General features: G+C 58.0%; 17 protein-coding genes. 5 read left to right on the top strand and 12 right to left on the bottom strand.

From position 1 onward, the window contains the following. Positions 1-3: 3 nt before the first annotated feature. The 3 genes from ruvA to KUL77_RS10725 are packed head-to-tail and all read right to left on the bottom strand — an operon-like array spanning position 4 to position 1,911. Entirely contained in the window at positions 4-591 is a 588-nt protein-coding gene (gene ruvA, locus KUL77_RS10735) for a Holliday junction branch migration protein RuvA (RefSeq protein WP_297146875.1), read from the bottom strand. Next, the gene (gene ruvC, locus KUL77_RS10730) at positions 588-1,139 is read right to left on the bottom strand and encodes a crossover junction endodeoxyribonuclease RuvC (RefSeq protein WP_297146948.1); all 552 of its coding nucleotides are present in this window, start codon (positions 1,137-1,139) and stop codon (positions 588-590) included. Before ruvC ends, ruvA begins: the two co-directional genes overlap by 4 nt. A gap of 52 nt (positions 1,140-1,191) precedes the next feature. Further along, entirely contained in the window at positions 1,192-1,911 is a 720-nt protein-coding gene (locus KUL77_RS10725; RefSeq protein WP_297146872.1) for a YebC/PmpR family DNA-binding transcriptional regulator, read from the bottom strand. A 97-nt stretch (positions 1,912-2,008) separates the two neighbouring features. Between KUL77_RS10725 and KUL77_RS10720 the strand changes: the two genes are divergently transcribed. Continuing rightward, on the top strand, positions 2,009-3,142 hold the full coding sequence (locus KUL77_RS10720) for a metallophosphoesterase (RefSeq protein WP_297146869.1): 1,134 nt from the start codon (positions 2,009-2,011) through the stop codon (positions 3,140-3,142). A 6-nt stretch (positions 3,143-3,148) separates the two neighbouring features. Here the strand turns inward: KUL77_RS10720 and KUL77_RS10715 are convergent, their stop codons facing one another. The 6 genes from KUL77_RS10715 to KUL77_RS10690 all read right to left on the bottom strand — a co-directional run bounded on the left by KUL77_RS10715 (position 3,149) and on the right by KUL77_RS10690 (position 9,658). Continuing rightward, a complete protein-coding gene (locus KUL77_RS10715) occupies positions 3,149-3,772 on the bottom strand; it encodes an alpha/beta fold hydrolase (protein WP_297146866.1) in 624 nt (207 codons plus the stop codon). Continuing rightward, a complete protein-coding gene (locus KUL77_RS10710; protein ID WP_297146863.1) occupies positions 3,772-4,293 on the bottom strand; it encodes a GNAT family N-acetyltransferase in 522 nt (173 codons plus the stop codon). The genes KUL77_RS10715 and KUL77_RS10710 overlap by 1 nt, the downstream gene beginning before the upstream one ends. 120 nt (positions 4,294-4,413) lie before the next feature. Beyond that, positions 4,414-6,174 (bottom strand): aspartate--tRNA ligase, encoded by a 1,761-nt coding sequence (gene aspS, locus KUL77_RS10705; protein WP_297146860.1) that lies wholly within the window; start codon positions 6,172-6,174, stop codon positions 4,414-4,416. Between the two features lie 87 nt (positions 6,175-6,261). Then, a complete protein-coding gene (locus KUL77_RS10700; RefSeq protein WP_297146857.1) occupies positions 6,262-6,537 on the bottom strand; it encodes a zinc ribbon domain-containing protein in 276 nt (91 codons plus the stop codon). A gap of 21 nt (positions 6,538-6,558) precedes the next feature. Next, positions 6,559-7,758: a cation:proton antiporter gene (locus tag KUL77_RS10695; protein WP_297146854.1), complete on the bottom strand. Its 1,200-nt coding sequence runs from the start codon at positions 7,756-7,758 to the stop codon at positions 6,559-6,561. Between the two features lie 40 nt (positions 7,759-7,798). Next, positions 7,799-9,658: an ATP-binding cassette domain-containing protein gene (locus KUL77_RS10690; RefSeq protein WP_297146851.1), complete on the bottom strand. Its 1,860-nt coding sequence runs from the start codon at positions 9,656-9,658 to the stop codon at positions 7,799-7,801. Positions 9,659-9,823: 165 nt separating this feature from the next. On the opposite strand from KUL77_RS10690, the gene KUL77_RS10685 reads away from it, so the two are divergent. Next, positions 9,824-12,217: a TonB-dependent receptor gene (locus KUL77_RS10685; RefSeq protein ID WP_297146850.1), complete on the top strand. Its 2,394-nt coding sequence runs from the start codon at positions 9,824-9,826 to the stop codon at positions 12,215-12,217. A gap of 113 nt (positions 12,218-12,330) precedes the next feature. Continuing rightward, positions 12,331-14,001 (top strand): YbaL family putative K(+) efflux transporter, encoded by a 1,671-nt coding sequence (gene ybaL, locus KUL77_RS10680; protein WP_297146847.1) that lies wholly within the window; start codon positions 12,331-12,333, stop codon positions 13,999-14,001. Here the strand turns inward: ybaL and KUL77_RS10675 are convergent. Beyond that, positions 13,998-16,277, bottom strand: a complete 2,280-nt coding sequence (locus KUL77_RS10675) for a bifunctional diguanylate cyclase/phosphodiesterase (RefSeq protein ID WP_297146845.1) — start codon at positions 16,275-16,277, stop codon at positions 13,998-14,000. The genes ybaL and KUL77_RS10675 overlap by 4 nt on opposite strands. Before the next feature lie 196 nt (positions 16,278-16,473). On the opposite strand from KUL77_RS10675, the gene KUL77_RS10670 reads away from it, so the two are divergent. Then, on the top strand, positions 16,474-17,745 hold the full coding sequence (locus KUL77_RS10670) for an O-acetylhomoserine aminocarboxypropyltransferase/cysteine synthase family protein (protein WP_297146842.1): 1,272 nt from the start codon (positions 16,474-16,476) through the stop codon (positions 17,743-17,745). 166 nt (positions 17,746-17,911) lie between these two features. Here the strand turns inward: KUL77_RS10670 and clpB are convergent, their stop codons facing one another. After that, positions 17,912-20,494: an ATP-dependent chaperone ClpB gene (gene clpB / locus KUL77_RS10665; RefSeq protein ID WP_297146839.1), complete on the bottom strand. Its 2,583-nt coding sequence runs from the start codon at positions 20,492-20,494 to the stop codon at positions 17,912-17,914. Between the two features lie 163 nt (positions 20,495-20,657). Between clpB and KUL77_RS10660 the strand changes: the two genes are divergently transcribed. Then, the gene (locus tag KUL77_RS10660) at positions 20,658-21,047 is read left to right on the top strand and encodes a hypothetical protein (RefSeq protein ID WP_297146836.1); all 390 of its coding nucleotides are present in this window, start codon (positions 20,658-20,660) and stop codon (positions 21,045-21,047) included. Positions 21,048-21,137: 90 nt separating this feature from the next. Here the strand turns inward: KUL77_RS10660 and KUL77_RS10655 are convergent, their stop codons facing one another. After that, positions 21,138-24,815 (bottom strand): hypothetical protein, encoded by a 3,678-nt coding sequence (locus tag KUL77_RS10655; protein WP_297146833.1) that lies wholly within the window; start codon positions 24,813-24,815, stop codon positions 21,138-21,140. Between the last annotated feature and the right edge of the window lie 8 nt (positions 24,816-24,823).

The raw sequence follows: 24,823 nt of genomic DNA, 5'->3' as shown, positions 1-24,823 counted from the left end.
CTCTTAGCGCAGCGCAGACTGTAGCGCTTTGCGAATAATGGTGGGCACGTCGTCGCCATCGCTGGCCGCTTTTTTTGCCATCCGCTCGGCTTCTGCAGGCTTGTAGCCCAGCGCCTGCAGGGCGGTAATGGCTTCTGAAACAGGATCACCGGGTAGTGCTACCGCGCCTGATACAGCCCCACTACCCAATGTAGCGGCGCGGTCACGCAGTTCCACCACCATGCGCTCCGCGGTTTTTTTACCGATCCCGGGAATACGCGTTAGTGCGGTGATATCTGAGGTTTGCAGCAAACGCGCAAACTCATCGACGCTAACACCCGATAGAACCGCCAACGCGATTTTGGCGCCAATGCCTGATACTTTTTGCACATCGCGAAACAAGCGGCGCTCGGCTTCACGTAGGAAGCCATACAGCGCGACGGAATCTTCTTTTTGCGTGTAGTGAGTAAACAGGAATACTTCCCGCCCAAGTTCGGGCAGGTCGTAAAACGTGCTCATCGGCGCTTCCAACTCATAACCCACGCCATGCACATCCACTACCAACCACGGTGGCGCCTTGTGGATCAGCACACCTTTCAAACGCCCAATCATCTCCGCCCCCTACCTTTTCGCCCCCAGGCCAAGCGCTCAGCCACACCCAAGCGCTGCGCGCTGGCGCGTACGTGCGCATGGGTAATGGCCACCGCTAACGCGTCGGCAGCATCGGCTTGCAGCTTGCCAGAAAGCCCCAGCATTGCGCCAACCATATGCTGCACTTGCGCTTTATCTGCACCGCCACTGCCCACCAAGGCCAGTTTGATCTCTTTGGCGGCATATTCACTCACGGGTAAATCACGTGCCACGCAGGCCGCTACCGCAGCGCCACGGGCCTGCCCAAGTTTGAGCGCGCTCATCGCATTATTGGATAAGAACACCTGCTCCACGGCCACTTCATCCGGCTGATATTGCTCGATCAACGCCCACAGCCCATCGAGCAATTTGCGCAGGCGCAGTGGGAAGCTTTCCTCCCCCAACAACACCAGCGGCTGGTGATGAACATGCTGCGTGCGCCCGTCGGCCAATACGTCAATAATGCCCACACCGGTACGCTGGGAGCCGGGGTCGATCCCCAGCACCCGAATCGGCGCAGACTTCTGCATGGTGGCAATAATGGGCTGCGTCATGGCGCGGCCTGCTCTCGATCGACCGAGATCAGCCCAGTCCTTCGGCGTTGGAGTAGACGTTTTGCACGTCATCCATATCTTCCAGCCAGTGCAGCAACTTCTGCACCTGCTCAGCCACTTCCCCCTCTACCTTGCTGTCGTTATCGGCGCGCATGGTGATTTCGGCAAAGCCCGGCGCAAGGCCGGCGGCTTCCAGTGCGGCTTTGACTTCGGCAAAGGTGTCGGGCGTGGTTAACACATCGATTGCGCCGTCTTCGGGATACACCACCACGTCATCGGCACCAGCTTCGATCGCGGCTTCAGTGATGGCGTCTTCATTGGCTCCGGCGTCGTAGCTCAGCACACCGAGCTTCTTGAACATAAACGCCACCGAGCCTTCGGTGCCTAGGTTGCCGTGGAATTTGGTGAACGCATGACGCACGTCCGACACGGTGCGCACGCGGTTATCGGTAAGGCAATCCACGATCACCGCCACACCACCCGCACCGTAGCCCTCGTAACGAATTTCTTCATACACCACGCCTTCCAGTTCGCCCGTGGCCTTCTTGATGGCGCGCTCGATCACGTCTTTGGTCATATTGGCCGACAGGCCTTTATCAATGGCCGAACGCAGACGCGGATTGCTATGCGGGTCGCCTCCACCGGCGCGTGCCGCTACCGAAATTTCGCGAATGACTTTGGTAAAAATTTTACCGCGCTGTGCATCTTGTGCGCCCTTGCGGGCGGCAATGGAGGGGCCACGTCCCATAGGATTATCCGGGGAAAATTCGAAGCGCCAATTATACGGCGACTCTTTAGAATACGCTTTCCAAGTACCGCATGCCGGAATTTACGGAGTAACGACCATGTCGCACCTTTTCATCCGCATCGGCGCTCTAGTTGCTGCGCTTGCTTGCTTCGGCCCAGCTCCTGCGGCATCGCTTTCTTTGCAAGACACTGCTGCAGTCGATGACGGCCCCTATATCTTCCTTCACAACGCCAATCTAGAAGCCGTCTGGGTCTGCGATGGCAAAACGGTGCGCCGTGAGTTCTCTATTTCCAAGCCAGTAACGGTTGCGCCGATCTGCGGATTTCAAGCGCCTATCCATCTTCCTAGCGCCCCGCCTAAACGGTTTTTAGCCTCGCAGGCACGGCTAGCTTCCGGTGCACGCATCATCGCGCTCTCTGATATCCACGGCCAATACGGCGTGATGATGACGCTACTGCGCGCAAATAAAATTATCACCCCCGATGGGCATTGGAATGCAGGCCACGACACACTGGTGATTACCGGCGATGTTTTTGATCGCGGCCCGCAAGTAACAGAGACATTTTGGCAGTTATTCCAGCTGCAACAGGAAGCCAGCGCCGCCGGTGGCGCCGTGCAGTTCCTGCTCGGCAACCATGAAACGATGGTGCTGTACGAAGACACTCGCTACGTGAACGACAAATACATCACCGTGGCCAAGCAACTGGGCATGCCCTATGCCGCGCTCTACGGAAAAAACACAGTATTAGGCCGCTGGCTGCGCACCCGCCCGGTGATGCTCAAAATTGGCGATACGCTTTTTCTTCATGGCGGCATTGCACCAGAAAACCTAGACCTTGTTACCAAGCTCGATGCAACCAATGCGGCTTACGATGCGTCGATTGGGCTACCTAAAAAACAGGTGAAAGAAGGCACCAAAACCCGCCGCCTATATGATGGAAAGCGCAGCCCAATTTGGTATCGCGGCTATTTCAACGGCGATCTAAGTACCGAAGATGTTCAAGCGCTGGTGAAAAAACTAGGCCTATCGCGCATTGTGGTGGGCCATACCACGATGGGTGAAGTGGCCAGTTTTCACGACGGCAAGGTGATCGCTATCGACAGCGGCATCAAGCGCGGCAAGGCCGGGCAATTGCTCTTTATTGAAGGCGACAAGCTGAGTCGCGGCATGATGGACGGCAGTCGCGAGCCGCTTCCTGCGCTTCACGATATTCCAGAAGACAACGACTAATTCATTTCACCTTTCAAATTGCCCGTGGCGCATAAAATGCGCTGCTTGGTTTGCTGCTGCTTGTGAAAGCACCAGACCGGTATGGCTTGCGTGTACCAAACAGTGATCGGCAATTCCAGGTAGCTGTGTTTCTGAAACAGCGACCGTTCCATCTGAGGCTTCCGAAAAGTCAGCGAACACGCGCCCCATCCCGCGCGCTAAATCGCCTGCCACCACCCCCACACTCGCTGCACCGCTCCAACTTGCCACACCTTCTTTAAGCAAGTGCGCGCTGCACCCCAAGGCCGATTTCAACACAGGATGAGTGGCCAACGCAGCGGCCGTGCGACTTCCTCGCAGTGGCGAGCCAAGGCATACCACGCGCTCTGCGGGTAACGTCGGTTTTTGCCGCAGCGCCTCCAGTGCAATTAGCCCACCAAGGCTATGCCCCAATACATAGCGCACCGGCGTTTTTTCTAGCTGTTGCTGAAGCTGAGCAACCGCGACGTTTGGATTCTCAAAGATACTGGAGTAGCCAAATAGCTGTGGCGTGAAGCCCTGCTGACGCAGTAGCCGCGCCATCGGCCATAGCCACCAACTGGCATTGAGCAGGCCGTGTACCAACAATACATCCGGCTGCACTTTGCCCATTAAGATGCGCTGCGCCTGTAAATAAATTCGCGATCGTGTTGATCGCCCACAATGAAGTGGTACTCGCCCGCGAATGCAAACCCATAGCGCTGATAAAACCTTTGCGCACCTACATTTTCTGAGTACACGCTTACCCACAACGTGCGCGGCCCATGCTGCAGTAGCCACGCCATTGCAATGTCCATCAATGCGCGCCCCACTCCGCTGTTTTGTGCATCGGCGCGCAAGTAAAGCCGCTTAATCTCGCCATCCCCTTGCTGTATATCAGCATGCGGCAACGTGCACTGCTCGGCTGCCTGCGCGTAACCAATCGCCCGCCCGTTTTGTTCTGCGAGCCACAGCGCGTAGCTGGGGTTTTCCAACGCCTTGGCATACGCCGCTTCGCTGTGATGTTCCTCTAAAAACGTCTGCAAATCTTGGGCGATATAGAGATGCCCGAATGACTCAATAAACGTGGTCGCGCCAAGCTCTGCCAGCGTAGCGGCATCGGTAGGTGTGGCGCGACGGATGTTTGCTTTCACCCCATCACTCCCACGATGGATGGCGTCGGGGCACTGCGGAAAGCAGGCCATGGATGGCCTGCGGCGACGCGTCGAACAGGATGTTCGCACGCGTCGGGTAGCAGTCCCCGGCGGCAGCCATCAGTCCTTGGCCCGCACCTGCACATGCACTTCCGCCAGCTGCGCGTCGGCGATCGGCGACGGCGCATCGGTCATCAGGCACTGCGCGCTGGTGGTCTTGGGGAAGGCGATGACGTCGCGGATCGACTCGGTGCCGGCCATCAGCGCAGCGATGCGGTCGATGCCGAAGGCGATGCCGCCGTGCGGCGGCGCGCCGTACTTCAGCGCGTCCAGCAGGAAGCCGAACTTGCCGCGCTGCTCTTCCTCGCCGATGCCCAGCAGCTCGAACACCGCCGACTGCATCTGCGAATTGTGGATGCGGATCGAACCGCCGCCAATTTCATTACCGTTGAGCACCATGTCGTAGCCGCGGCTGACCGCCGTCTTGGCATGCGCGCGCAGGTCGTCGATGGAATCCACCGCCGGCGCGGTGAAGGGGTGATGCAGGGCGACAAAGCGGCCTTCTTCCGCATCCCATTCGAACATCGGGAAGTCGGTCACCCACAGCGGCGCCCAGCCCTCGCTGATCAGGTTGAAATCCTTGCCGGCCTTCAGCCGCACCGCGCCCATGAAGTCGGACACCTTGTTGTAGGCACCGGCGCCGAAGAACACGATGTCGCCGTTTTCAGCGCCAACGTGCCCCAGCAATGCGGCGAAGGTGGCTTCGCTGAAGAACTTGGCCACCGGCGAGTTGACCGCACCGGTCTCGTCGAGCTTGGCGTAGGCCAGGCCCTTGGCGCCGAACTTGGCAGCGTGCGCAGCGTACTCGTCGATCTGCTTACGCGACAACGCAGCGCCGCCGGGGATGCGCAGCGCGGCCACGCGGCCGTCGGCGTCATTGGCCGCAGCGGAAAACACCGCGAATTCGCAGTCCTTGACCAGCTCAGCCACGTCCACCAGTTCTAGCGCGATGCGCAGGTCCGGCTTGTCGGAGCCAAAGCGACGCATCGCCTCGGCATAGGGCATGCGCGGGAACTCGGCGGCCAATTCGACCCCGACCACCTCGCGGAACACATGGCGCACCATGTCTTCGGTGAGGTCCTGCACATCGCGCTCTTCCACCCACGCGAATTCCATGTCGAGCTGGGTGAATTCCAGCTGGCGGTCGGCGCGTAGGGCCTCGTCGCGGAAGCAGCGCGCGATTTGGTAATAGCGGTCGAAGCCCGCCATCATCAGGATCTGCTTGAACAGCTGCGGGCTCTGCGGCAGGGCGTAGAACTCGCCCGGGTGCATGCGCGCCGGGACCAGGAAGTCGCGTGCGCCTTCCGGGGTGGCCTTGGTCAGGATCGGGGTTTCGATGTCCTGGAATCCGCGTGCATCCAGATAATGCCGCAGCGCGCTCACCAGCTTGGTGCGGGTGCGCATCTTGCGCTGCATGTCCGGGCTGCGCAGGTCCAGATAGCGGTACTTCAGGCGGACGTCTTCACCCGGGTTTTCGTGGTGGTGGAACGGCAGCGGCTCGGCCTTGTTGAGCAGCTCGATCTTCTCGGCCACGATCTCGACCTTGCCGGTCGGGATCTTGTCGTTCACCGACTGCCGCGCGCGCACCGTACCGGTGATCCGCAGGCAGTCCTCGTAGCCCACCTTGGCAGCGCTGGCCATGACCTCGGCATTGCCCGCCGCGTCGACCGGCTCGGCCACCACCTGCACGATGCCTTCGTGGTCGCGCAGGTCGATGAACACGAAATGGCCCATGTTGCGGGCGACATCGGCCCAGCCGCAGAGGGTGACAGTTTGGCCGATCAAAGACTCGTCGATCAGGCCGCAAAAATGGGTACGCATGAACACTCCGAAAGCGATGCAAGGCAAAACCGGCGCAACGCCGGTGGAAAGCTTATTTTAGCCGATGCAAGCCTCGGTTCGCAGGCGTCACTCGCTCGTGGCAGGCTTACTCTCGGGAGCGGAGGCCGGTGCCGCGGGTTTCGCCGCATCACCCGCAAGGTTGTGCTTCTTTTCACCGTCTTTTTTGAAGTCGGTCTCGTACCAGCCGCCACCGGCTAGGCGGAATTGCGGCGCGGTGAGTTGGCGGTGTACACACCCTTGCTTGCCGCAGTTCGGGCACGTGTCCGGGTCGGCCGCAGCGAGCTTTTGCAAGCGATCGAAATGATGCCCACAAGCAGTGCAGGCGAAAGCGTAAATCGGCATGGCAGTACGAATAAGTGAGCGCTATGGTTGCAATTTGGGGGCGGTTTCAGCGTTTTCAATATGCCCCTTTTCAGTATGCGCATCGCCCGCATCGGCCACATCAAACGGAACGCGCAACACAAACGACGGCAGCAGCGTATTGAGCGTGGTGTAAAGCACTAGCGCCCCGGCCAGCACCCCAGACACCCCAAAACGGGAATGCATGATCTCTGCCAGCACCAGCGTGAATACCAGTGTTGGGGTCATTGCGAGCGAGACGCGGAACGTACTCTGCTTTTGCTCCTGCGGAAACAGCACACGGCGCTGCAACCATTCCATGCCAAGGCGCAGCGGCACCATGATCAGAGTGAGCAGCAACCCAAGCCCGAGCGCTTTCAGACTAAGTGCATCACGTGAAATTTGTGTGCCCGCATGGAAGAAATAAAACGGCACGAAAAACGTGGCAAACAGCCGCAACGCATGGATATTGGTTTCTGACGCCATCTTCGGAAGACGCTCGCGCAATAAGCGCGCAACAAGCCCCGCGATAAACGCCCCGACCAAGTAATACACGCCAAGCTTGTACGTCACAAACGCCGCCACAAACCCCACCATCACCAGTAGTGAGAACTCCGATCCCGGCGCGTGTGGCACCACCCAGCGACCAAACGCAAGGTAGAGCAGTGGCAGCAGTGTCATCAGCGCCAGCATTTCCGCAGATGAAACAACCAGCAGCAACGGATCTCCTGCTTGCAGCACGAAGAACAGCGCCACCAGCGCCAACAGTTCCCCGGCAATGGCTTTATTGGTCACCCAAAACCGCTCGTGCTCGCTCAACCCCAAGCGCTCCAACGTATCTAAAATAAAACCGGTTGAAGGTGTTAGCAACGCCAACGCCAAGAGCGCCGCCGCCTGCCAACCAAGGCCAAAGAAATACCACCCGGCATAGCCCACCCAGATCAAATTAAAAAGGCGAATCAGCAGGTGAACTACAAGTGGATGCAGGTGTTTGCGCAGCACGCGCAGATCCACCTCTAACCCAGCAAATAAAAATAGCGAGGAAATCCCCAGCATCGACAGCATCGTAATGACAGGGTCATGCACCTTGCCCCCTAGCCCCAACATCGCCACCAAGCCAAAGAGCAGGCAGGTAATGGGTGCAGGAATATTGAACCGCTGCAGCGCACGCGGAATCACTAGGAGACCAAAAATCAGCAACAGATAGACGAGTTCTCGGCTCATCGGTGCAGCCTACTCGAACCTGCCCCACATAGGCGAGCTTTTAGCCTTCGTACAGCGCCAACAATTCCGCTTCTGCCTGTTCCAGCTCCGTGCGCAACTGCAACTGTTGGCGACCAAGATCGGCCACCTTGCCGGCGTCGGAGTACACCGCTGGATCAGTCATCTGCGTATTGTACTCCGCCAACTTGCCTTCCAGCCGCGCAACGCGCTCTTCTGCCTTCTGCAGCTTGTGCGGATTGATTTTGGGCTTGACCACAGTAGGCGCGGGTGCGGGCTTTTCGACTTCCAACGCTTTCTTCGGCACAGGGGTCTTGGGGTTGTCGCTACCTGGGCGCGAACGCAACCAAGCGGCGTAGTCGTCGAGATCACCATCGAACGGCTCAACGACGCCGTCGTGCACGCGCCAGTACTCATCGCAAACCAAGCCGATCAAATGACGGTCGTGGCTAACCATCACGATCGCACCATCGAAATCGGACAGCGCCTCGGCCAGCGCCTCGCGCATTTCCAGATCGAGGTGGTTGGTGGGCTCATCCAGCAGCAGCAGGTTGGGCTTGTTCCAGGCCAGCAGCGCCAGCGCCAGCCGCGCCTTCTCGCCACCGGAGAAATTGTCGATCACTTCGAACGCGCGATCGCCGGGGAACTGCCAGCCGCCAAGGAAATTGCGGAACTCCTGGGTGGCGGTGTTCGGCGCAAGCTCCTTCAGGTGGTCGATCGGCGAGGTACCGGCCACCAGTGACTCCACCGTGTGCTGGGCGAAATAGCCGATGCGCAGGTCCGGATGCGCCATGCGCTCGCCGGACAGCGGCGCCAGCTCGCCCACCAACGTTTTCACCAGGGTCGATTTACCGGCGCCGTTGACGCCGAGCAGACCGATGCGGTCGCCGGCTTCCAGCCCGAAGCCGACGCTGCGCAGGATGGTGGCATCCGCGCCGTAGCCGCAGTCGGCATCGCGCAGCGACAGCAACGAGTTCGGCAGCCGCAGCGGCGCCGGCAGCTGGATGCTGATGCCGCGTTCGACCCGCACCGCCTCGGTGCCGGACAGCTTGGCCAGCCGCTTCATGCGGCTCTGTGCCTGGCGCGCCTTGCTGGCCTTGGCCTTGAAGCGGTCGATGAAGCTCTGCAGGTGGGCGCGCTCGGCCTGTTCCTTGTCGTGCGCGATCTGCTGCTGGCGCAGGTGCTCGGCGCGCTGGCGCTCGAACGCGGTGTAGTTGCCGACGTACAGCTTGGCGGTGCCGTCGTGCAGGTGCAGGATGTGGGTGGTGACGTTGTCGAGGAATTCGCGGTCGTGCGAAATCACCAACAGGGTGCCGTCGTAGCGCTTCAGCCATTCCTCCAGCCACACCACCGCATCCAAATCCAAGTGGTTGGTGGGTTCGTCCAGCAGCAGCAGATCCGACGGCGTCATCAGCGCGCGCGCCACGTTCAGCCGCACCCGCCAGCCGCCGGAGAAATCGGCGACGGCTTTTTCATGCACTTCGGCAGGGAAGCCCAGCCCGTGCAGCAGGCGGCCGGCGCGGGCGGTGCCGTCGTAGCCGTTCACCTCTTCCAGTTTCTGGTGGGCCTCGGCCACCGCTTCCCAGTCCTCGGCGGCGAAGGCATTGGCCTCCATCTGGATCGCCGCGTGCACGGCGGCGTCGCCGGACAACACGAAGTCGATGGCGGGATCGGGCAGGTGCGGGGTTTCCTGAGCGACGCTGGCGATGCGCGCCTTGCCGGGCAAATCAATGTCGCCCTTGTCGGGCTCGACTTCGCCCATCAGCGCGGCGAACAAGGAAGACTTGCCGGCGCCATTGCGGCCGATCACGCCCACGCGATAACCGGCGTGCAGCGCCAGATCGACATTGGACAGCAGGAGACGTTCGCCGCGGCGGAGGGCGAAATTGCGGAAGGAAATCATGAGGCGTGCATTCTACGGCAAGCGCTCGAACCACGTCCAAATGATGGCTGATTCGCACAAAGAACATACCGTAACGCATGTTGCCATGCCTTTCCAGCGATTGTTATGCAGTTAACTTCGTGTTAAATATAGTGAAAATCATTACTAAAACAAGAGGATAACGCGATGCCCAAGCTCTCCCCACTGGCTTTTGCTCTCGCCGCGCTACTCGCCAGCCCCCACGTGCTTGCCCAACAAGCCGACAAGCCGGCGGATAAAGAAGCCCGCACACTGGATACGCTTATTGTGACCGGCACCCGCGTGGCCGACCGCACCGTGGCCGAATCACAGTCGCCGATCGACATCATTACCCCAGACGTCCTCGAAGCCACTGGCACCACTGAGCTGGCCACTGCGCTGGCGCGCGCCCTGCCTTCGCTCAACTTCCCGCGCCCGGCGATGGCCGATGGCACCAGCGGCGTGCGCCCCGCGCAGCTGCGCGGGCTTGCACCGGATCAAGTGTTGATCTTGGTCAATGGCAAACGCCAGCACATTTCCGCGTTGGTTAACGTCAACGGCACCATTGGCCGTGGCTCGTCGGCGGTGGACCTCAATACCATTCCCGTCAACGCGATTGAACGCGTAGAAGTGCTGCGCGACGGCGCTTCCGCACAATACGGCTCAGACGCGATTGCTGGCGTGGTCAACCTTGTGCTGAAGGGCTCCGGCAGCGGCGGCAGCATTGCCGCAAGCGCGGGCCAATACGACGCAGGCGACGGTGCGCAATGGCAGCTAGCGGGTGATGCAGGCCTGTCCTTCGGTGGCGATGCGGGCAGCGTGCACCTTGCGGCGCAGGTAGGCCACCAAGACATCACCAACCGCTCGGGTGCTTACCAAGGCAGCGCACCGAATACCGACAACTTCCCCGGCGTGGGCGAAAAGGCATTTATTCTGGGCGACCCCAATGTCGATGCCACCGCGTTATCGGCCAACGCCAGTTTCAAAATTGCCGATAACGCGCAGCTCTATGCCACGTTCATTGGCAGCAATCGCGACATTGATTCGTTCGCGTTCTATCGCTCCAAAAACCACAGAGGCCAAGGCGCGCTGCTGGCGCAGATCTATCCGAATGGTTATGTTCCGGAAATCAACCAATACTCGCGTGATCGCAGCTTCGTGCTGGGCGCAAAGGGCACCAGCGCAGGTGATTGGAGCTGGGACATCAGCTACGACTACGGCAATAACACGCTGGATTTCCGCACCCAGAACACCATCAACTACGCGCTAGGTGCCACCAGCCCCACCAGCTTCTACGACGGCTCGCTGGAATACACCCAACAGGTGTTCAACGCCGACTTCTCCAAGCCCGTCAATATTGGGCTGGAATACCCCGCCACGTTCTCGGTAGGCGCGGAATATCGTCAAGAAACGTGGAAGCAAGGCGCGGGTGAACCCAACTCGTATTTTGGCTCGGGTGCGCAGGGCTTTGCGGGCTTTACACCGCGCAACGCCGGTAGCTACGATCGCCACAACTACGCGCTCTACGCTGGGCTAGAAGCCGACCTCACCGATAAATTCTCCGGCGGTATTGCTGGCCGTTACGAAGACTACTCGGACTTCGGCAACCAATTCTCCGGCAAGCTATCTGGCCGCTATGCGTTCACCGATACCGTCGCCCTGCGTGGTACCGTCTCTAGTGGTTTCCGTGCACCGTCGTTGGCGCAGCAGCATTATCAAGCGGTCACCACCAACATCAACAATGGTGTGGCCACCGAGGCAGGTACCTTCCCGGCCGCAGGCGCAGCGGCACAAGCGCTGGGTGCTGATCCGCTACAGGCAGAAACTTCGCTGTCGTACAGCTTAGGCCTTGTGCTGCAACCCGCAGAACGCGTGTATATCACCGTAGATGCGTATCAAATCAATATCGATGACCGCATCGTGCTGTCGTCGAATATGAACATCACCAACAACGCGGCAGCGCAGGCACTGTTGGCTAGCCTTGGCATCACCGGCGTCACCAGCGTGCGTTACTTCAATAACGCCATCGACACCCGCACGCAGGGCGTTGATATCGTGGGTACGTGGAACGTGCCGCTGCAGGCCAGCAACCTCAACCTCACGGCGAGCTACAACTACAACAAGACCGATGTGACCCGTATCGCCCCCAACCCGGCGGCACTCGATGCCCTTGGAGCCAATTTGGAGCGTATGGGCCGCGATGAGCGTGGCCGTATTGAAGAAGGCTTCCCGCGCGACAAGCTCGCCTTCACCGCCGCGTGGACGCTGGATCGTTGGGACTTCAACGTCGGCGCCACCCGCTACGGTGAGTTCACCACCCGCCACGCCAGCAACCCGGCACAAGACCAAGTCTTCGGCGCGAAGTGGACGCTGGATGTCTCTGCCAGCTTCCGCCCGGCGGCGGGTTGGGCAATCACGGTAGGTGCCGACAACGCGCTGGATCAATATCCAGAAAAGACCATCTACCCGAACTCCACGTTTGGCATGATGCCTTACAGTCTGCAGTCTCCATTTGGCTTTAACGGCGCGTACTACTATGGTCGCGTGAGCTTCAAGTGGTAATGTAAATAAGGCTATCCTGCACCTCCAACGCCTCGGCTCACCCCGAGGCGTTTTTGCTCAACGAGCGCATGATTCCCATACGATGATCCAACCAGCCCAAGCGTAAGGCCTCCATGCCCCATCACACCTCCCTCATTGCCATCCTCGTCTACGGTTTTGTGCTTGCATTTGCGTTTGGTGCTCTTGCCAATCGCTTGCGACTATCACCGCTAGTCGGGTATTTGGTCGCAGGGATTGTTGCCGGCCCATACACGCCAGGCTTTGTTGGTGACCCTGAGCTTGCTCCGCAGCTAGCTGAGATCGGTGTGATCTTGCTGATGTTCGGCGTTGGGCTGCACTTTTCCCTACGCGATTTGATGTCGGTTAAAAACATTGCGATTCCCGGAGCCATCGCTCAAACCGCCGTTGCGACGTTATTGGGCTGGGGATTGGCCGAGCTCATGGGATGGCGACATATTGAAGGGATCATTTTTGGGTTCTCACTGGCCACCGCCAGCACCGTTGTACTTCTGCGAGCAATGGAAGAGCGCCGCCTACTGGACACTCGTCGCGGGAAAATTGCGGTGGGCTGGCTGATCGTTGAAGACCTCGCCTGCGTCGTAGCCCTTGTTCTCATTCCCGCACTCGCAGGTGCGCTTGGCGGCAATGCTGAATCTGTAAGCAGTACGACAGTCATCAAAGCACTGGCGCTGACCTTCGGAAAAGTGGCGGCCTTTGTCGCGTTCATGCTCATCATTGGTCGCAAGGCCATCCCGTGGGTACTCGAGCGCATTGCCGGGACGGGGTCACGCGAATTATTTACCCTAGCCGTACTCTCTATTGCAATGGGCGTCGCGTTCACTTCCGCCGAACTATTCGGCGTTAGCTTTGCACTGGGCGCGTTCTTCGCTGGCATGCTACTTAACGAATCTGAGTTCAGCCATCAAGCTGCGAATGATTCACTCCCCATGCGCGATGCGTTTGCGGTGCTGTTCTTCGTCTCCGTCGGCATGCTGTTTGACCCCAGCATCGTGGTCAACCATCCCTTGCAGCTGCTCGCCACCACGCTGATTATTTTATTTGGGAAATCGATCGCAGCTTATGCCATCGTGCGATTATTCGGCCATCCCAACACCACTGCACTAACGATCTCCACCAGTTTGGCGCAGATCGGTGAATTTGCCTTCATCATTGCCGGGCTGGGGCTGTCGCTCAATATCCTGCCGAAAGATGGACACGATCTCGTCTTGGCGGGTGCGCTCATTACGATCATGCTCAATCCCGTCCTGTTTATGGTTCTAGACCGCTGGCAGGCCAAGCAAGATGCCAAGATTATTGCCAAACGTGAAGCAGAGCCTGACTCTGACCCCGTTACCTGCAGCGATCACACCATCGTTGTTGGCTATGGCCGCGTCGGGCGCCAGTTGGCGCACCTGCTGCAAGCGCGCGGCGTCCCTGTGGTTGTTGTGGAAAGCGATGCAGACCGCGTCAAAGCCGCACGAGACAGCGGCCTCACAACGGTACGCGGCAACGTCGCCAACGAGCGTGTCATGCTAGAGGCTGCACCACAGCGCGCCAAACTTGCCGTCTTCGCAATGCCTCAAGCGCTGGAAGCAGGTGAAACTATCGAACGGTTAAAAGCAATCAACCCGACGATCAGCGTATTGGCGCGTGCGCATAGCGAGACACAGGTGAAGCATCTACTGGAACACGGCGCCGACGCCGCTGTACTTGCCGAACGTGAGCTCGCGTATTCACTCACCGAAATGGTGATGGCCACACCGCCGTATCGCGCACGCCGCTAATGGATACTTGCCACCATTCCAGAACGCTCAGAAGCACCTGCCAACACCTGCACGAACGGTACCGGTGGTGAATACAGATAGCTCTGCAACCAATCCACACCCATCCCACGCAGGCAATTTGCCGTTGCTTCGTTTTCCACGTACTCCGCAACGGTTTCCGTACCGAATGCTTTTGCCACGGCAACCGAGGCTTGCACCAGCGCGTAATCGCGCCCGCGCTGGGTGACATTACGCACAAAAGAACCGTCAATCTTGATGATATCAACCGGCAATTCTTTCAACCGCGAGAAGCTCTGCATGCCCACACCAAAATCGTCGATCGCAATACGGCAGCCCTTGCCACGCAGGTCTTCGAGCAATTGATTGGCTGCGCTCGTGCTCGAAATTGCTGCTGTCTCGGTTATTTCAAAACACAGCGCTGAAAGCGGCAGTGGCGAGTCGGCCAACAATGTGCGGAGCTCTACCTGAAAACTAGTCGATGCCAAGCTTTGCCCGGTTAGATTCACCGCAACATGACGGCAGTGCGGAAGCGCACGCGGATAACGACGCAGCAAAGCAAATAATGCCCGCAGCACCGCCAGATCCAGTTCGGTGCCGCGCCCCGATTGCTCAATGGCAGGAATGAACCGCGCCGGTGATAAGAGCTCACCGTGTTCATTACGCAGTCGGCACAGCACTTCGCCCGTTACACTGCGGCGAGCGGTCTCTGTGTGATTCGAGTGCCGAATAGGCTGAAAATACAACTCTACCCGTTCGTTTCGTAAACAAGCCAAGGCTTCAGCGGCATCTTGTAACTGCTGCCGGCGATCTTCACGCACCAAGCCATCGTCTTGTGTGCTGTAGCGCGGCCGAACCTCGCTAAAGTGGCGCGCTTCATAGGCCAATGATGATGCAGATAGAAGCGCAGTATCCACCGGCGTTGCACCATCTGGAAGCGCGGCCACACCCAAATAGGGCAGCAGCCGTACCGTCTGCCCCCCAACACGCAGCTCGGTCTGCTCGACCTGCGCCACAAGGCGATCCCAAACATCATCACCTGCTTTGGCATGTGGCAGTAGAACAAAATGCCCAGCCCCCACGTAATACACACGCACCAACGACTTCAATTGCGCGGCCACTGTTCGCATCGCAGCCGCCTGCGCTTCTAGCCCGAAACTACCTAGCAATGTGTCGGTTTGATCAAGCAGCAGATACCCAAGCTCGTGACGCTGCAATGGCTGCTCATTGGCATAGCGCCTTAGCGCCTTGAGGTTAGGCAAACCTGTCACGGTATCGCGTAGCGTTTCTGCGGCCAGACGCCTCGATAACTCTCTACGATCCCTGCTAAGCACCCACAAGTAGCACATCGTCATCAGCAGCACGCTGGTTTCTAATGTGATGTGCACCATATTGATAAAGCCCAGCATCGTATTCGATTGCGATGCCGCACCCGCACTGGCATTCACCAATGCAAATAATGTAAGGCTGAGGAACACCATCGCCACCGTAGTCGGCAGGCGCAGTACACACCACAGCAGTGCTGCGAGTAGGGCGAAGCGGTAATCCATCACCACACTGCTGAAACCACCAGCCTGAATGCCAAACCCGCCGCGAATACGCCATGTCGCCCACAGGCTCAGTGCCAAGCCGAGTAGCAGCAGTACAAAGATGCCGATATCGTGCGATTGCAGCGGTTTTTGCCAGCGCTGACGGCCACGCTCACCCCAAGCCACAACCAATGGAAGCACCAACACAGTAACGCCAAACTGTTTCGCAAAAAACGCTTGAAACGCCGAGTTCAGCGCCTGCGCAGGGCTGGTTAATAACACGATGCTGCTGCTTAATAGCGCCGCCCCTAGCGGATATAAAAATAGCCCATAGAACGCAAACGGCACGAGATCACGCCGGGTAAAGTGATTGTCTCCCGAAGCGCGCGGCCAGCCTGCCAAATGGGCGCACCACAATATCCACGCCCACGACAGCGCCCACATCACAACGCTCCATGTGAGCATCAAGAAATCATCGGCCCCATCTCTTATGAAGCGTGGAAGTATCCACGCGGCGGCGGTGATGATCATCACCAGCGTAAAGATACGACGCTCGCGCGCCAGCATGGCCACCGCAAACAACAGGGCCATATGCAGATGGATCAAGGAGCCTTTGATAGTTAAGCCAGAAAGCTGGCTTTGGTAGTCCACCGTAATTTGCTGCAACAACACGCAGAGCGCCCCCAAGCCAACGATCAAGTCGTAGCGACTCTGCAGCCATGACGTGGGAAACGCGCGTGAATCAAACATGCGGCTAGACGCCCCCCTACCCCCTTCTAACACGCATTCTGGCACGAAACTCGGCTACGCAAAGATCGGTTACCCGCAAACCTAGAGACACAAACGGCATCCGTGCATATGGATATAGCCATAAAGCACGTCCACCGACACATATCCTTCGCTTATTCCACGTTACATTGCCAAGAGTTGGCTAGGAGCTTTACCCATGAAACGCGAAACTATTGCCATCCACGGCGGCTTTACCAGCGATCCCACCACCCGCTCCGTCGTTGTACCAATTTATCAAACCACCAGCTTCACCTTTGACGACACCCAGCACGGCGCGGATCTGTTTGACCTAAAGGTGCCGGGCAATATCTACACGCGCATCATGAACCCCACCACCGACGTACTAGAACAGCGTATCGCCCAGCTCGAAGGCGGCGTAGCGGCGCTGGCGTTTGCGTCTGGTATGGCGGCGATTACAGCGGCCATTCAAACCTTGGTGGAAGCGGGCGACAACATCGTAGCCACCAGTCAGGTGTACGGCGGCACCTACACATTCTTCAAACACACGCTGAAAGCTCAAGGCGTGGAAGCGCGCCTAGTGGATGGCCGTGACCCTGCCGCGTTTGCGGCCGCGATTGATGAAAACACCCGCGCGATCTACTGCGAATCCGTCGGCAACCCAGCGGGTAATGTGGTGGACATTGCCGCCTTGGCCAAGGTGGCGCACGATCACGGCCTGCCTCTGGTGGTGGACAACACCGCACCTACGCCGATCCTATGCCGCCCGATCGAACACGGCGCCGACATCATCGTGCACGCAATGACCAAATACCTTGGCGGCCACGGCAATTCCATTGGCGGCATTATTGTGGATTCCGGAAAATTCCAATGGCAGGGCAACCCACGCTTCAAGCAATTCTATACGCCTGAACCGGCCTATCATGGTGTGGTGTATACCGAAGCCTTCGGCCCTGCAGCTTACATTGCGCGTGCACGCACCGTGGCACTGCGCAACACCGGCGGCGCACTGTCACCGTTCAACGCGTTCCTTATTTTGCAGGGGGTGGAAACATTAGCCCTGCGCATGGAGCGGCACTGCCAAAATGCCTTGGCATTGGCGAAACACCTCAAACACCATCCGAAGGTTGGCTGGGTGCATTTTGGTGGGCTGGAAGGCGACAGCGAGCACGCGCTCAGTCAGAAGTATATGGACGGTGGCATTCCCTCATCACTATTTACCTTTGGCATTAAAGGCGATGTAGCCGCCTGCGCGCGCTTTATGGACAAGCTGCAAGTGGTGAAGCGTTTGGTGAATATCGGCGATGCCAAATCGCTGGCCTGCCACCCAGCCTCAACCACCCACCGTCAGCTGGATGATGAAGAACTCAAAACCGCTGGCGTCACTAAAGATCTGGTGCGTCTATGCGTTGGCATTGAGCATATCGACGACTTAATCGCCGATATCGACCAAGCACTGGACGCGGTTTAAGCAACGGATTTTCGCCACCGGCGCGCTGAATCATATCGGTCACCCACGACTGCCGCGCCGGTACAATTACCGGCTTCGGCCACCATTCCACCAACACTTTGGGCGAACGCGGGTCACATACCAATAACGATTTCGGTATTTGAGCAGGTGTGTGAAAAGACGCGCATCATGTGGCAAACACCAGCTTGCCACCGTCTGCATCCACCTTCACCACATCACCGCTGGAAAACGCACCTGCCAAAATTTTGGACGCCAGTGGGTTTTCCACCTGCTGTTGGATCGCGCGTTTGAGCGGGCGCGCGCCATACACCGGATCAAAGCCCGCACTACCCAGTAGATCAAACGCGGCGTCCGAGAGTTCAATGCGAATGCCACGTTCGGCCAAACGCTTTTCTAAGCTGCGCAACTGGATGCGCGCAATTTGCTTAATCTGCGCTTGATTGAGTGGATGAAACACCACTAGATCATCCAAGCGATTGATGAACTCAGGGCGGAAATGCACCTGCACTACGCCCATCACGGCCGCCTTCATTTGTAGATAGGCTTCCGGCGAATCATCTCCGGCCAGCTCTTGAATTTGATGGCTGCCGAGATTGGAGGTCATCACGATCACGGTATTGCGAAAATCTACTGTGCGACCTTGGCCATCGGTGAGTCGGCCATCGTCGAGCACTTGCAGCAGGATATTGAACACGTCGGGATGTGCTTTCTCCACCTCGTCCAGCAAGATCACACTGTACGGACGACGGCGCACGGCCTCGGTGAGATAACCGCCTTCTTCATAACCCACATAGCCCGGAGGCGCACCGATCATACGGCTCACCGCGTGCTTCTCCATAAACTCGCTCATGTCGATACGCACCATGGCGTCGGCAGAGTCGAATAGAAATTCAGCCAGTGCTTTGCACAACTCCGTTTTACCCACGCCGGTAGGGCCTAAAAACAGGAACGAGCCACTGGGGCGGTTCGGGTCACTTAGCCCCGCGCGCGAACGACGCACCGCATCACTTACGACTTTAATTGCCTCTTCCTGCCCCACCACACGGGTGTGCAGCTGGTCTTCCATTTGCAGCAATTTTTCGCGCTCGCCTTCCAGCATCTTACTCACCGGAATACCGGTCCAACGCGCCACCACTTGCGCAATTTCTTCGGCGGTTACTTTATCCTGCAACAACGTAAAGCCTTTGGTTTCAGCCTCTTGCGCGGCCTGCAGCTGTTTCTCTAGTGCGGGAATACGCCCGTATTGGATCTCGCTCATTTTGGCGTAATCCTGCTTGCGCTGTGCGGCCTCCAGCTCCAAACGAGCAACCTCGATTTGCTCTTTTACTTTAGTTGCACCCTGCAGCGTGGCTTTTTCGGCCTTCCAGATTTCTTCCAAATCGCTGTAGTCGCGCTCAAGTTCCGTGATTTCGCTTTCTAAATCGGCAAGACGCTGCTTGGACTCGGCATCTTTTTCTTTCTTCAATGCTTCGCGCTGAATTTTTAGCTGGATAAGACGGCGTTCTTTCCGATCCATCTCTTCCGGCTTGGAATCAATTTCCATGCGGATGCGTGACGCGGCTTCGTCCATCAGATCGATGGCTTTATCCGGCAGTTGGCGGTCGGCGATATAGCGGTTCGACAGCGTCGCCGCTGCCACAATCGCAGGGTCGGTGATCTCCACGCCGTGATGCAGCGCATAGCGCTCTTTCAGGCCACGCAAGATAGCGATAGTGTCTTCCACCGAAGGCTCACCAACAAAGACTTTTTGAAAGCGCCGTTCTAGCGCCGCGTCTTTTTCAATGTACTTGCGGTATTCGTCCAGCGTGGTCGCGCCAATACAATGCAGCTCGCCGCGCGCCAGCGCAGGTTTGAGCATATTGCCTGCATCCATCGCGCCTTCGGCCTTGCCCGCACCCACCATGGTGTGCAGTTCGTCGATAAACAAAATAATTTGGCCTTCATTTTTAGCCAGATCATTCAGCACCGCTTTGAGGCGTTCTTCAAACTCACCACGAAACTTTGCGCCCGCAATCAGCGCGCCCATATCGAGACTGAGCAAGCGCTTGCCGCGCAGGCCTTCTGGCACCTCGTTATTCACGATGCGCTGCGCCAGCCCTTCGGCAATAGCGGTTTTACCCACGCCAGGCTCACCGATTAACACCGGATTATTTTTGGTGCGCCGCTGCAGAACCTGTACGGTGCGGCGGATTTCTTCATCGCGCCCTACCACCGGGTCAAGCTTGCCGTTTTCGGCACGTGCCGTCAGGTCGATCGTGTACTTTTCCAGCGCCTGCCGCGCTTCCTCTGCGTTTTCATCGGTCACTTTTTCACCCCCACGCAATTTTTCAACGGCGGCTTCCAGCCGCTGCGTGTCACCACCTGCGGCCTTCAGAGCCTTGCCAAGAGCGCCACTATCTTCCAACGCCGCCAGTAGAAAAAGTTCGCTCGCGATATAGGCATCACCGCGCTGCTGCGCAAGTTTATCGGTGACATTGAGCATGCGTGCAAGGTCGTTACCCATTTGCACATTGCCTGCTTGCCCGGACACTTTAGGAAGTTTGTCGAGTTGCTCGATCAACCGCTCACGCAGCGTTGGTACATTGATCCCCGCCTGCGCCAACAACGGACGGCTACCACCGCCACGCTGGTCGATCAGCGCCAGCAGCAGATGGGCCGGTTCAATCAAATTATGATCACGCCCCACGGCCAGCGACTGCGCATCGCTTAAAGCTTCTTGAAAGCGCGAAGTCAATTTATCCATACGCATAGCGAAACCTCAGAAGATCGAGAACTGGATTAAAGATGAGGGCAAATCTGGAACTTCCAAGCCCCAGACACGTGGCCTCCCCGCGTTTCCCTGTCCAGTTTTTGCCCAACCTGACGTAATACCAAGCAACCATCAAGCATTTAGATACCCGCTCCGAGGTGGCATGATGAACTTTCCAATCCCTATCGGCCTGCTACTTTTCTTCGCAACATTCGCCGGAATCGGCCTACTGATGTGGTATGGCAGCAGAATACGCAAACGCGACGCCAACGACACATCTCGCCCATGGGTCTCAGCTAGAGCCGTGGTGAAGTCCGTGCAGGCGCTGGGGCCGCCCACGGCCACCGATATGGTGCCCGTGCGGCTATGGGTGCTGATCGACAACTCCGTCCCCTCTGGCGGGCACACCAAAGTTCCGGTTGATACAGAAGTGCCCAAGGAGGCACTTGGCAGGTTTGGCAACAGCACGGTGATCCGCGTATTGCATCATCCAACCAACCGGATTGTCTGCAAGCTCGATGGTGTCATCCCTCTCGATGACACTATCCGCTAGAGACGACGTCCCCCATCTAGATCCAAACCGGTCACGAAAAAGCCACCTTCACGGTGGCCTTTTCGTAGAACACTCAGCGTTAGGTACGGATCAATAACGCCCCGTGATATTCAAGAAGAAACCGCGGTGGTCGTAATCGAAATTGGTCAGATTGTCACTGAAGTCGGTGAAGTTATAGCCCACACCGATGCGGAAATTGCGTCCGATATCGCGATCTAAACCCACCAGCACGCCCGAACGGTCGCCGCCCTGGCTCACACCCAGCCAACGCAGCTCACCTAGTGCATGCCACTGCCCGCCCACATCGTAACGCAGCTGACCTGCGGCGAAGTTTGCGGTGGAGTCAGCCCAAGCGCCAGTTAAGCGCCCCATGCGCACTTCACCCGTGCGCCGCGCCAGCTTGCCCGCGTACTCCCAACGTGAATCGGCCTTGTACACGCCTTCAAGCGATAGCACTTGGCTGCGCTGATCGTAGTTCGCCACGGTGATCCCCACCTGCGGCAGCGCGGAGACGTCATACAGATAGGTATAGCGCCCAAACAGCGCAACACGCTCACTATTCCACGGGCGCCAAGCAAAACCAAAGTTGCTCTCGGTAAACTTCGCTCCCGCCGCTGCGAGTAAATCATCTTCGGTGCGTGAATAATTCAACCGCGCCGCAATGCGAAAGCTCTCGCTCAGCTTATGCGTCAGAGTATTGGTGGTTACCCACTGCGTGCGCTGTTCTGCGCCCGTGTCGCGGCGATATTCCACCTTGCTCTGCCACTGCGTTGCGTTTGACGTACGCCCACCATTAACGCTCACCGCACGACGATCGACATTGCCTACGGTGGTATCGAGGTCGGCTTTCTGCAGGCTAAAGCCCACATTCCACCCTAGCGCCGGATAGAAATCCATGCCGAAGGTGTGTGCCAAGCCCGACTGATTCGGTGCCTTCAACCACTGGCTTTCGCTATACAGATTGACCTGGTTAGACAAACGCCAGCGCTGCCCCACCGTCCAACCGTTATCACGTCGATTATTGAACAGCGGGTCATACGGGCTGCGATCCGTACTGTGTGCGTAATTGGTATACAGCGAATGTGTTGGGTTGAGCTTGTACTCCGCACCGATCAAGGCCGCATCGCCACGGTCGCCGTGGGTCACTTCGGCATTGACGCTGGATAGATCACCAAACAAGTATTTCGCACCCAGCGTGATCGCGTCGTTGTCGGCGTAGTTGCCGCTATCGTTATCCAGCGTTTTTTGCGCGGTGCCATAAAGCTCTAACGCTGAGCCAAAGCGGTGCTTGTACTGCAATGCCGCCAGCAGGCCCGTTGCGTTACCGCTAAAGCGCCGCTCATCTACCTGCCGCAGCTCAGCGCTTAGGTTGTCGAAATCGGTGATATGCCACTCAACCGTCACCTGCCCTTGCTCAAGGCGTTCTAGCCCACGATCGGCGCGCGAGAAGCGGCTGTAGAGACTGACGTTCGGTGTGAACTGGCCACTGACCTCGGCCCCCACTTCTTCAATGTTTTGGCCAAGGTCAAAACGCGAGATCGAGTAACCGGCATCCACCTGCCGCCACCATGCGCCCGCCGTCCAATCCAACTCGGTCCAACCAAGTTCTTTGAAGTTCGCCCGTGCTTCAACGGCGCGAGCGTCGCCTTTACGCGCCCCAAGCACCGGGTTGATTTGGGTGAAGGTGAGACCGCCGTTGTTGGAGAAGAATACCGGCGCAGACGTCGCCTCGGTATGGCTTTGCTCTAATTTCAAATAAGTCCCGCGACCGGCTTGCAAGGTGATATCCACACCCGCCAGCGTGTAGTCGTCGCCCGCACGGTTTTCATCCACATAGGTACCGCCAATCGCAAAGTGGTCGCCAAACCATTGCTTGCCACGGAACCCAGCGGTGACTTCATCCGCATTAAAACCCTGCGGCACGTATTCGTAATCCACCAACAAGACCTGCAGCAGACCATCGAGTGGTGTATCGCGGGTCAACGTGGGCATGTTCTCACGCGTGATCAACGACAGCGGCCGCGTCAGAATAATGCGCCCCTGCATATCATCGATCTGGTAATCCGCGCCGTCGAGTAGCTCAACACGCGCTTCTGTGCGGCCCGTTGTAGGGTCACGCACTTCCAACACCACACGCTCGGAACCCGGCAACACGTCGGTGTGCTTCAGATAATACAGGCTACCACCAGTACCGAGGAATTCGCTGTGCCCAGGTGCGGTTTGCGCTTCTGAACCAAACAGCTTCAATTCACTGCGCGCGTCGCCTTGCGCGGTACTGGCACGGCTACGCCAGCTGAGCGCGCCACCATACAGCGAGCGCGAATACTGGCCATACTCAGTGCCGGTAATACCGGTATTAAAGTTCCCCCACAGCGCTTGGCTCTTATCCCAGTCCACGCGCACATACAGACGCCCCATCGTGTCTACATCGCGGTAGGTATTGGAGTCATCACCATATACTGGGTAGTACTGGTCCGGGTCTAGGCGGCGGAAGATGTCCTGCGGGTCGGCTTTCCAGAAGCCTTTGAACAGGTCTTCAACCTCGCGTTCACGGGTATCCGCCTGCGCGGTAACCAGATACTTGCCTTTGATCTTGCCCTTCAAATAAAAGGCCAGACGCCCATCGGCAGTAAGGTCTTTATCGAAATGCTCATCGCCCGCCAGCGGTTCGATCGAACCGGAAACACTCCCGTTCGACAACGTCAAATCCGCCAGCGCAACGGCAAACATATATTTACCGGTGACATCGACATCAATCGTGCGCTTGATCGGCGTTGCAATGCCCGCCCCGCTCACTTCGATATTGAATTGATGTTGGCCGACTGGTTCTAAGAACTCGGCAACCAGCTTGCGCTCCATATCAAGCGGGAAGCTACGGCCGTTGATCTTGACGCTGGAGTTATCCGGCAGGTTGCGCCCTTGCAGGCGGATCTTGGAACCATAAATCGGGATATTCTGAATGCGCAGACTGCTGTTGCCGAAGACACCTTCAACCAAGCTACGCGACTCAGCTTCACCCGTACTCAGGCTCTCCCCAAGTTTACGTTCGGTGGAATTACGCAGCATTTGCCCAGCACGATCGGCTTCGTCTGGCAGTACCAGTTGAATTTTACGCGGCATGGTTTCATCGAACGCGCCGTTTTCACCATATGCGCGCACGATGTAGATCAGCTCATCGCCTGCTTTTGCTTTGAAGTCAGCCGGTAGCGTGCCGTCCCATTCCGCATTTGAAACCGCCGCGACATCTAGCGGAATTTTGGCTAATGGCGTAACAAGATCGGCGTCGCTGGCTTTGAACACCAGCACCTCAGCGCGCTGAATAAACGCGCTGTAGTTGTTGTAGCTATAAAACTGCACCGGACGAACGATACGGCTGCCATCAAACGCAGCAACCGAGCTTGCCGACACGTCGAGCTGTGGCTGTCCTAAGTTGGGGTCTTCAGTGGCCCAAATCACGCCGCCATTAGGCAGCTGCACCGACCACTTACCAAGTGCAACAGCCTTGCCGCCCTGCTCGGTTTCAACCGTGACGCGTCGATCTGGCTGCAGCGCCTCGGTGGTTTCAGCCGCATTCGCCGTTGCAGGTACACGCTTGCCGCGTGTGCGCACCTGCATCAAGACCGCGCCATTGGCATCTGCACAGCTAGCTTCCGCGCACGAGACACTGCCTGCGTCTTTCTCTTGTTCTGCCTGCTGCTCCTGCGCTAGGGCCCCTTGCGAGGCCAGCGTAGCGAGGATGCCCATCAGGGCACAGTCTAGAAGTTTCATCTTCATCT

The sequence above is a fragment of the Thermomonas sp. genome, assembly GCF_019104945.1.
Lineage (GTDB): Bacteria > Pseudomonadota > Gammaproteobacteria > Xanthomonadales > Xanthomonadaceae > Thermomonas.
Note: the sequence above shows the minus strand (reverse complement) of the source record. Positions and strands in the feature narration are given on the sequence as shown.

Coding starts and splice junctions, on each gene's coding strand:
- ruvA (WP_297146875.1), bottom strand. CDS start 591: ATGATTGGGCGTTTGAAAGGTGTGCTGATCCACAAGGCGCCACCGTGG.
- ruvC (WP_297146948.1), bottom strand. CDS start 1,139: ATGCAGAAGTCTGCGCCGATTCGGGTGCTGGGGATCGACCCCGGCTCC.
- KUL77_RS10725 (WP_297146872.1), bottom strand. CDS start 1,911: ATGGGACGTGGCCCCTCCATTGCCGCCCGCAAGGGCGCACAAGATGCA.
- KUL77_RS10720 (WP_297146869.1), top strand. CDS start 2,009: ATGTCGCACCTTTTCATCCGCATCGGCGCTCTAGTTGCTGCGCTTGCT.
- KUL77_RS10715 (WP_297146866.1), bottom strand. CDS start 3,772: ATGGGCAAAGTGCAGCCGGATGTATTGTTGGTACACGGCCTGCTCAAT.
- aspS (WP_297146860.1), bottom strand. CDS start 6,174: ATGCGTACCCATTTTTGCGGCCTGATCGACGAGTCTTTGATCGGCCAA.
- KUL77_RS10700 (WP_297146857.1), bottom strand. CDS start 6,537: ATGCCGATTTACGCTTTCGCCTGCACTGCTTGTGGGCATCATTTCGAT.
- KUL77_RS10695 (WP_297146854.1), bottom strand. CDS start 7,758: ATGAGCCGAGAACTCGTCTATCTGTTGCTGATTTTTGGTCTCCTAGTG.
- KUL77_RS10690 (WP_297146851.1), bottom strand. CDS start 9,658: ATGATTTCCTTCCGCAATTTCGCCCTCCGCCGCGGCGAACGTCTCCTG.
- KUL77_RS10685 (WP_297146850.1), top strand. CDS start 9,824: ATGCCCAAGCTCTCCCCACTGGCTTTTGCTCTCGCCGCGCTACTCGCC.
- ybaL (WP_297146847.1), top strand. CDS start 12,331: ATGCCCCATCACACCTCCCTCATTGCCATCCTCGTCTACGGTTTTGTG.
- KUL77_RS10675 (WP_297146845.1), bottom strand. CDS start 16,277: ATGTTTGATTCACGCGCGTTTCCCACGTCATGGCTGCAGAGTCGCTAC.
- KUL77_RS10670 (WP_297146842.1), top strand. CDS start 16,474: ATGAAACGCGAAACTATTGCCATCCACGGCGGCTTTACCAGCGATCCC.
- clpB (WP_297146839.1), bottom strand. CDS start 20,494: ATGCGTATGGATAAATTGACTTCGCGCTTTCAAGAAGCTTTAAGCGAT.
- KUL77_RS10660 (WP_297146836.1), top strand. CDS start 20,658: ATGATGAACTTTCCAATCCCTATCGGCCTGCTACTTTTCTTCGCAACA.
- KUL77_RS10655 (WP_297146833.1), bottom strand. CDS start 24,815: ATGAAACTTCTAGACTGTGCCCTGATGGGCATCCTCGCTACGCTGGCC.